This window comes from Bariatricus sp. HCP28S3_D3 (genome assembly GCF_052065755.1).
Classification (GTDB): domain Bacteria; phylum Bacillota; class Clostridia; order Lachnospirales; family Lachnospiraceae; genus Allocoprococcus.
In genome coordinates this window covers 63622-71432 of sequence record NZ_JBQHTK010000014.1, presented here as the reverse complement: position 1 = coordinate 71432, position 7811 = coordinate 63622, and the positions used below count along the sequence as shown (strand labels likewise).

At 45.2% G+C, this 7811-nt stretch carries 9 protein-coding genes; all 9 read right to left on the bottom strand.

All coding sequences use genetic code 11. The annotated features are described in order from the left end of the window. Nucleotides 1–363: 363 nt before the first annotated feature. The 9 genes from ACTNB3_RS10295 to ACTNB3_RS10255 all read right to left on the bottom strand — a co-directional run bounded on the left by ACTNB3_RS10295 (nucleotide 364) and on the right by ACTNB3_RS10255 (nucleotide 7789). Nucleotides 364–771 carry a PD-(D/E)XK nuclease family transposase gene (locus ACTNB3_RS10295; RefSeq protein WP_441025402.1) on the bottom strand — a complete coding sequence of 136 codons (408 nt, stop codon included), beginning with the start codon at nucleotides 769–771 and terminating at the stop codon, nucleotides 364–366. Further along, nucleotides 720–923 (bottom strand): hypothetical protein, encoded by a 204-nt coding sequence (locus tag ACTNB3_RS10290; RefSeq protein ID WP_427805845.1) that lies wholly within the window; start codon nucleotides 921–923, stop codon nucleotides 720–722. Before ACTNB3_RS10290 ends, ACTNB3_RS10295 begins: the two co-directional genes overlap by 52 nt. Then, nucleotides 920–1432 (bottom strand): VanZ family protein, encoded by a 513-nt coding sequence (locus tag ACTNB3_RS10285; protein WP_441025399.1) that lies wholly within the window; start codon nucleotides 1430–1432, stop codon nucleotides 920–922. The genes ACTNB3_RS10290 and ACTNB3_RS10285 overlap by 4 nt, the downstream gene beginning before the upstream one ends. 5 nt (nucleotides 1433–1437) lie before the next feature. Continuing rightward, complete coding sequence (cmk, locus tag ACTNB3_RS10280) at nucleotides 1438–2094, bottom strand: (d)CMP kinase (RefSeq protein ID WP_427805847.1); 657 nt, start codon at nucleotides 2092–2094, stop codon at nucleotides 1438–1440. A 98-nt stretch (nucleotides 2095–2192) separates the two neighbouring features. Next, nucleotides 2193–2447, bottom strand: coding sequence for a hypothetical protein (locus ACTNB3_RS10275; RefSeq protein WP_441025396.1), 255 nt, complete (start codon nucleotides 2445–2447; stop codon nucleotides 2193–2195). A 32-nt stretch (nucleotides 2448–2479) separates the two neighbouring features. Continuing rightward, the gene (locus ACTNB3_RS10270; RefSeq protein WP_441025393.1) at nucleotides 2480–3712 is read right to left on the bottom strand and encodes an NAD(P)/FAD-dependent oxidoreductase; all 1233 of its coding nucleotides are present in this window, start codon (nucleotides 3710–3712) and stop codon (nucleotides 2480–2482) included. Then, entirely contained in the window at nucleotides 3709–4638 is a 930-nt protein-coding gene (locus ACTNB3_RS10265; RefSeq protein ID WP_427805850.1) for a MurR/RpiR family transcriptional regulator, read from the bottom strand. Before ACTNB3_RS10265 ends, ACTNB3_RS10270 begins: the two co-directional genes overlap by 4 nt. Before the next feature lie 376 nt (nucleotides 4639–5014). Continuing rightward, on the bottom strand, nucleotides 5015–6430 hold the full coding sequence (locus ACTNB3_RS10260) for an oxaloacetate decarboxylase subunit alpha (RefSeq protein ID WP_427805851.1): 1416 nt from the start codon (nucleotides 6428–6430) through the stop codon (nucleotides 5015–5017). 207 nt (nucleotides 6431–6637) lie between these two features. Further along, nucleotides 6638–7789: a sodium ion-translocating decarboxylase subunit beta gene (locus ACTNB3_RS10255; RefSeq protein ID WP_427805852.1), complete on the bottom strand. Its 1152-nt coding sequence runs from the start codon at nucleotides 7787–7789 to the stop codon at nucleotides 6638–6640. Nucleotides 7790–7811: the final 22 nt, after the last annotated feature.

Sequence of the window (7811 nt, the reverse complement as noted above, 5' to 3'; positions counted from 1 at the left end):
GAAACGGCACACTGATTGCTTTGTTTCATATAAGAACAGCTTTTCGGTGAATGGCCGGCTGGACATCGGAGGACTTTTGTTCCCTCTTCGTTAAATTCAAAATCAGCAAGGGGCTGTTCTTCAAAACTTGTTGTATGCAGTGCGTACTGAATTCGAAAATCCAGCATAAGATTTTCAACCATCTCATCATCGGAATAATCAAAAAGCTCTTTGATGATGAGCGCACCAACAATACAGCAAGTAAACCATTTAGGCTTGTATTTACTGCAAAATATATGAACTTTTCAAGGTACTATAGAGGGGCTTTTGACCCCAATATCATAATATTCAGATTATAATGATCCACAGATTATCTCTGGGTTTTTATTTCGCATCCCAGTAATTTTCCACCAGCACTTTCGCATCCTCCAGAGAGACTGACTGCATCTCCGCGATGTGCTTTGCTGTCTCCTCAGCAGAAAGGCCCAGTTTTTGGAAGGCTTTTACTATTCCTTCTTCTCTCCCTTGCTTTATTCCCACCTGAACTCCTGCATTCCAATTACTCCTCATCTGGCAATTATAATCCCGGATTGCTTTCTCTCGTTCTTCGTATTCTTGCCTTTTCACATCATCTGCACTCATTTTCACTACTTTCTCATATGCTTTTTTCAGAGATTCGTCTGTCTTTGCCATTTTCTCCATCTCCTCACGATTTTCAGCATTAATGAACTTTGCCCAGTTTATGAGTTCTGTTGGCGGGTAATCATATTTGGCCAGTTTGGGTAATTCCAGAACATGCAGTTCCAGTTTATCGGTGTATTTCCTGCGCCGATGGTCTTCCCAATACTTTCTTTTGGCACCCCCAGCACTGCCGCGATAAACCCTTTACGGATGATTTCATCCTCCATAAGCTCTTTGAAGCAAAAATCCACTTTCGGCTTCATAATAAATTCTTCTTGATTCTGGTTTTTCTTTGACATATTTTTTCTATCACAGTGATTCCTATGACTGTCACCAGAATTCCCAATGTCGCACCCGATGTATCGATGCAGACATCCTGTATTCTCCCTGCTCTTCCTTCTACGAACAGTTGATGGAATTCATCGGTACATGCCATGAAGGCGCTGATTCCGATGCTGCCAAATATTTTCCATTTCATTTTCATATAGATCTGCTGCAGCAAAAGCATGCTAAGCATTCCTATCACAGCATATTCGCAAAAATGTGCTGATTTTCGGATGATGAAGTTATACGGTTCAAGGAATTCTCTCTGTTCTTCTTTTGACATTTCTCTGAATTCCGGTATGAAGAATCCGACAACCTTCGCCCCGAATCCTATGCTCGTGTCTGTGGATTCGTCTCCCGGCTGAGCGGAAAATGCGAATATGATGCATCGCCATATTAAAATGAGAATGAGAAAGACATAGAAATGTTTTTTGTTTTTTATTATCATTCTCTCTACCTGCAAAGGCCGGTGATTGCCTTTACTACTTCCTCGATCGTCATATCAGAGCTGTCCACAAGGACGGCATCGTCTGCCTTTTTAAGCGGTGCGATTTCCCGGTTCATATCACGGGTGTCGCGTTCCTGGATATCTTGTGCGATTTCATCATAATTGCATGCGATTCCTTTTTCCGTCAGTTCTTTAAACCGACGATTTGCGCGGCACTCTACGCTTGCTGTCAGGTATATTTTGACATCTGCATTCGGAAGTACATGAGTTCCGATATCCCTTCCGTCCATCACAACATCTTTTTCTTTTGCCAGATTTCTCTGAAGGTCCAGCAGTTTTGCCCGGACTTCCGGTACAGCAGAACTGATGGATGCCATATTTCCCACCGCCTCTTCTCGCAGCATGGAAGTGATATTTTCTCCGTTTAAATAAATCTGCTGTGCGCCGTCTTCGTATCCGATGCTTACTTCTGCATCTTTGCAGGCATCAATGATTTTTTCTTTTTCATCCGGCTGAATGCCTTTCTTCAGGAAATGGATTGCAAGTCCGCGGTACATTGCACCGGTATCGACGTAGATGTATCCTTTCTCTTTGGCAACCAGTTTTGCGATCGTGCTTTTTCCGGCTCCGGCCGGTCCGTCAATGGCTATGTTGTATCCCATGGTTTTTGTTCTCCTTATTTAATAATTCTTTATTTTCTCATCATCACCCTCAACATAATAATGATAAATGGATTCTTTTTTCATTTGTACACCCCCTATTATAGGTCTGCAATTTCATATAACTTATGTAATTCAGGAGTTGTACAAAACAAATCATTCTCAACAGCATTTTTCAAGGAATCTGTATTACGCTTTAAGTATTGTTCGGCGTGTATACATTTTATCGGCAAATCTATATCTCTTACATCTTTTTTCAGAAATGTAAAAGTATGTTTGGGCAACTGCATGTCTAAAATCTCAGTATTATGTGTCGTAAAAAACAATTGCTTTCTTCCGGTCAACTTTTCAATCATAATAGATCAACCTTTTAGCATCGTTTTTCTTCCTACCAAATATTGCTTCCCGCCGCATACCCCGTAGACCATGCGATTTGGAGGTTAAATCCTCCGGTAAGTGCATCCACATCCAGAACTTCTCCTGCGAAATACACTCCTCTTACCAGTTTGGATTCCATTGTGGATGGGTTCACTTCTTTGACCTTCACTCCCCCGCGTGTGATAATTGCTTCCTTGTAATCGCGCAGTCGGGTAAGTGTCAGTTCCAGGTGTTTGATAAGATGAACGAAATGCTGACGTTCTTCTCTCGATATGATATTCACTTTTTTCTCCGGATCAATTCCGCTTAGTGCGACCATGACCGGAATGAGTTTCGCCGGGAAGAGGGAATTCACAGCATTTTTAAACTGTTTATTATGGTTTTCTTCAAATTCACGCAGTACGCGCGCATCGAGCTGTTCTTCGGAAAGTGCCGGTTTCAGATCAATCACCAGCTTCAGTTCTTTCCCTTTTCCGAGCATTTTGCCTACATATGCGCTGGCGCTGATGATGAGCGGGCCGCTGACGCCGAAATGGGTGAACAACATCTCTCCGAAATCTGAGAAGATTTCTTTCTTCCCATTGTAGATCGTGGCCTGTACATTTCGCAGGGATAATCCCATTAGCTGCGGCACGAAATCTTCTTTTGTCTCAATCGGCACCAGTGAAGGGGCGGTATCGGTGATGGTATGGCCAAGACTTGCTGCAAACTCGAATCCATCTCCGGTCGATCCGGTTGTCTGATAGGAAAGTCCGCCGGTCGCAATGATACATGCGTCCGCCGTCACTTTACTTCCATCGGCCAGTACCAGATGGGAAAATGAGCCGTTCTCCGCAGCCACATTTTTCACTGTTGTATAGAAATGTACCTGGACGCCCAGATTTTTCATCTCTTTTTCCAGAGTCTTTATCACATCCGAGGAATGGTCAGATTGCGGAAATACACGATTTCCACGCTCGATTTTTACCGGAAGCCCGGCATTTTCAAAAAAATCCACCACGTCCTGATTGGTAAAACCGTAAAAACTGCTGTACATAAATTTCTCATTTGTGACTACATTTGCAAATAAGGTATCCATATCGCAGGCATTGGTGATGTTGCAGCGTCCTTTTCCTGTGATGAATAGCTTCTTGCCGAGTTTTTCATTCTTTTCAAATATATGCACTTCGTTTCCATTTCTGGCGGCAAAGATCGAAGCAAACATCCCGGCTGCGCCGCCTCCTATGATCAATACTTTACTCATTGATTCTCTTTTTCTCCCGTCTTATCAGATTTCATGGTTACGGTATCTCCGACCGAATTCAGTTCGTCCCGCGAGTAGACTTGATACTCGTCCCAGATATCTTCCAGAGTTTCCAGTGTCTGGATGACTTCTTTCTGCTTCTTCATGCAGAGTGCCACGACCAGAGCGTTGATCACGCTTAAAGGTGCGACCAGGGAATCCACGATAGACGCCATATCACTTCGTGCGATCAGGTTGCAGGAAGAATAGAGGTTCATCGGAGAATGTACACTGTCGGTCAATGTGATCACTTTCGCTTTACGGTTGCTTGCAAACTCCAGTGCTTTCAGCGTTCTCATGGAGTAGCGCGGGAAGCTGATGCCGATAATCACATCCTCTTCATTGATCCGGATCAGTTGTTCAAATATTTCACTGGAGCTGTTCGTATGAACACTGATTACGTTTTCGCAGATCAAATTTAAATAAAAACTGAGGAAATTAGCTAACGGGGCGCAGCTTCGGATGCCGACTACATAGATTCTCTTTGCATTGAGGATCGTATCTACCGCCAACTCAAACGCCTGCTGATCAATGCTTTCCATTGTCATCTTGATTTTATCGATATCCGACTGAAGCACAGTCTCAAGAATCTCACTCTGGGTAATTCTTCCGTAAGTGACCTCCATCCTCTGGATCGAATTCAGTTTTGTCCGCACCAGCTCTCCAAGTGCTTTCTGAAATTCCGGATATCCCTTGTATCCGAGCTGAGATGCAAAACGCACAACCGTGGACTCGCTGACACCTACTGCTTCCCCCAGCTTCGATGCCGTCATAAATGCTGCTTTGTCGTAATTCTGCCGGATATAATCCGTCAGGCGCTTCTGGCCTTTGCTCAGTTTCGGATACTTTTCTTCCAGTCTTGTTAATAGTTCATTTTGCGTACTCATGAACTGCCTCCTTTGGGGACGTTCCTTCTGTCACGAGGAGCGTCCTTTGCTCATTTTTACATCTTACAACAATTAGGTGGGGTTTACAATATTTTTACTAAAAAAACCTCTATGACCGGACTTATTTTCTCTAAAGACAAAAGCTTAATTCTTGGCAAATACTAAGGTGCCTCAAAGCGTTTTCTATGAAAAAGACAAAAAAGGCCGCCGCATCTAAGGTTTACATATCCTTAAATGCGACAGCCCTCTTCTTTTCTTTCGTTATATCATTTATATCTGCACATTAGGCACTGATCGTGGCAAAAGAGTCGTTCCCAACGCGAGCCCCGAACCTAACGCGAGCCAAAGGGCGCTGGTCGTGGCAAAAGAACCGTCCCTACACCGGGTAGCTTCCATTCTCAGTATCTGCGATTGTTGCATCAACTTTTTTCTGCTGTGCATCGCGGTATTTGAAGAAGTCGATTGCTACCTGCGGGAAGAGTGCGTAGCTGAGTACGTCTTCATCCTGCTGTTTGTACTGGGCCATTTCTTTTTCAAGGGTATCCAGTTCATCCGGAATCAGGTCTGCCGGACGGCATGTGATGACTTCTGCGTCATCGCCAAGTACTTTTTTCTTTACTTCTTCGTTAAATGGTTTTACGGTTGCGCCGTATTTTCCGCTGAGTACGTCTTTTGTCTCTTTGGTTGCCATCTTGTAGCGTTCGCCCATCAGGACGTTGAATACGGCCTGTGTTCCGACGATCTGTGAGGATGGTGTTACGAGCGGCGGTTCGCCGAGGTCTTTTCTTACGCGCGGTACTTCTTCGAGTACTTCGTAGAATTTGTCTTCTGCACCCTGTTCTTTCAGCTGGCTTGTCAGGTTGGAGAGCATTCCGCCCGGCACCTGATAGAGGAGTGTCTTAATGTTTACGCCGAGGTTCTTCGGATTCAGAAGACCGCTGTCAAGTGCTTCGTCACGGATCGGACGGAAGTAGTCTGCGATCTCTGCGAGGAGCTTCTGGTCAAATCCGGTGTCGTATGGTGTGCCTTTGAAGGTTTCTACCATTACTTCTGTTGCCGGCTGTGAGGTTCCGAGTGCAAATGGAGACATTGCGGTGTCGATGATATCGACTCCTGCCTCGACTGCTTTCAGGTATGTCATGGAAGCAACACCGGATGTGTAGTGTGTATGAAGTTCAATTGGAAGATCCACTGCTTCTTTTAATGCGCCTACCAGTTCGGTTGCTTTATATGGAAGTAACAGGCCTGCCATATCTTTGATACAGATGGAATTTGCTCCCATATCTTCGATACGTTTTGCGATGTCTACCCAGTAATCCAGTGTGTATGCATCTCCCAATGTGTAGGAAAGTGCTACCTGTGCTTCTGCTTTTTCTGCGTTTGCTGCTTTTACGGCTGTCTGAAGGTTTCTTAAGTCATTCAAACAGTCAAAGATACGGATGATATCGATTCCGTTTGCAACGGATTTCTGGACGAAGTATTCTACTACATCATCTGCATAAGGACGATATCCAAGGATATTCTGTCCGCGGAAGAGCATCTGAAGTTTGGTGTTCTTGAATCCGTCACGGAATTTACGAAGTCTGTCCCACGGGTCTTCTTTTAAGAAACGAAGGGAAGCATCGAACGTAGCTCCGCCCCAGCATTCTACGGCGTGATATCCGACTTTGTCCATTTTATCAACGATTGGAAGCATCTGTTCGGTTGTAAGACGTGTCGCGATCAGAGACTGATGTGCGTCACGGAGAACAGTTTCCACAATTTTAATTGGTTTTTTTTCAATTTCAGCCATTTATTTCTTCCTCCAAGTTTTTCTATTACGGAATTTGCCCTTGCTTGTCTTTGAATGATTCACGGGACTGGCTGCTCACGGATTCTTATCTCATAGTCAGGCACATGCTTCGCATGTGATTCCTTCGGAATCTCCGCACTTCGTGCTGCCTGACATTCGATAACAACCGGAATTTGCCCTTGCAAGCAAGCAAATTCCTTCCTGTTGTTACATTACTCCGAATATAGCCATGAATGTTCCGGCGGCTACGGCGGTTCCGATTACGCCGGCAACGTTTGGTCCCATTGCGTGCATCAGAAGGAAATTTGTCGGGTCTGCTTCCGCCCCGACCTTCTGGGATACACGGGCTGCCATCGGTACGGCGGATACACCTGCGGAACCAATCAGCGGGTTCACCTGTCCATGAGTTGCCCAGCACATGATCTTACCGAAGAGCACTCCGGCTGCGGTACCGAATGCGAATGCAACAAGACCGAGTGCCACGATTTTCAGAGTATCCAGGTTCAGGAATGCTTCTGCGCTTGTGGTTGCACCTACGGATGTTCCAAGCAGAATGACAACGATGTACATCATGGCATTGGAAGCGGTCTCTGTAAGCTGTCTTACTACACCGGATTCTTTGAATAAGTTACCGAGCATCAGCATACCAACCAGTGGTGCTGTTGTAGGAAGAATCAGACACACAACGATGGTAACGACGATCGGAAAGAGGATCTTTTCCAGTTTGGTAACCGGACGAAGCTGTCCCATTTTAATCTTACGTTCTTTTTCGGTTGTAAGGAGTTTCATGATTGGCGGCTGGATAATCGGCACCAGTGACATGTAGGAATACGCTGCCACGGCGATCGGTCCCATGATGGCCGTCTGCTGTAATTTACCGGCAAGGAAGATGGAAGTCGGTCCGTCTGCTCCACCGATAATGGAAATAGCTGCTGCTGCTTTGTCTGAGAATCCCATTGCCATGGCTCCCAGATAAGCTGCGAAGATACCAAACTGGGCTGCTGCTCCGAGAAGGAAACTCTTCGGATTTGCGATCAGCGGTCCGAAGTCGGTCATCGCTCCTACGCCCATGAAGATCAGAGACGGGAGGATCGCCCATTCATCCAGTTTGAAGAAATAATATAAGAGTCCGCCGGTTCCGTTTGCTGCGTCCTCTGCATGAAGCATGATGTCCGGGTAAATATTTACCAGAAGCATACCAAATGCGATCGGTACGAGAAGCAGCGGTTCGAAGCCATGCTTAATCGCAAGGTAAAGGAAAAAACATGCAACTGCAATCATCACGTAGTTTCCAACAGTCAGATTGAAAAATGCGGTCTGATGCAGGAGATTTCCCAGTGTATTTGTAATGTATTCCATGTTATAACCTCCTGTTTGTCAA

Bases quoted from the DNA above. Each gene is read 5' to 3' on its own strand.
- ACTNB3_RS10290 (WP_427805845.1), bottom strand. From the start codon at position 923: ATGAAGCCGAAAGTGGATTTTTGCTTCAAAGAGCTTATGGAGGATGAA.
- ACTNB3_RS10285 (WP_441025399.1), bottom strand. From the start codon at position 1,432: ATGATAATAAAAAACAAAAAACATTTCTATGTCTTTCTCATTCTCATT.
- cmk (WP_427805847.1), bottom strand. From the start codon at position 2,094: ATGGGATACAACATAGCCATTGACGGACCGGCCGGAGCCGGAAAAAGC.
- ACTNB3_RS10275 (WP_441025396.1), bottom strand. From the start codon at position 2,447: ATGATTGAAAAGTTGACCGGAAGAAAGCAATTGTTTTTTACGACACAT.
- ACTNB3_RS10270 (WP_441025393.1), bottom strand. From the start codon at position 3,712: ATGAGTAAAGTATTGATCATAGGAGGCGGCGCAGCCGGGATGTTTGCT.
- ACTNB3_RS10265 (WP_427805850.1), bottom strand. From the start codon at position 4,638: ATGAGTACGCAAAATGAACTATTAACAAGACTGGAAGAAAAGTATCCG.
- ACTNB3_RS10260 (WP_427805851.1), bottom strand. From the start codon at position 6,430: ATGGCTGAAATTGAAAAAAAACCAATTAAAATTGTGGAAACTGTTCTC.
- ACTNB3_RS10255 (WP_427805852.1), bottom strand. From the start codon at position 7,789: ATGGAATACATTACAAATACACTGGGAAATCTCCTGCATCAGACCGCA.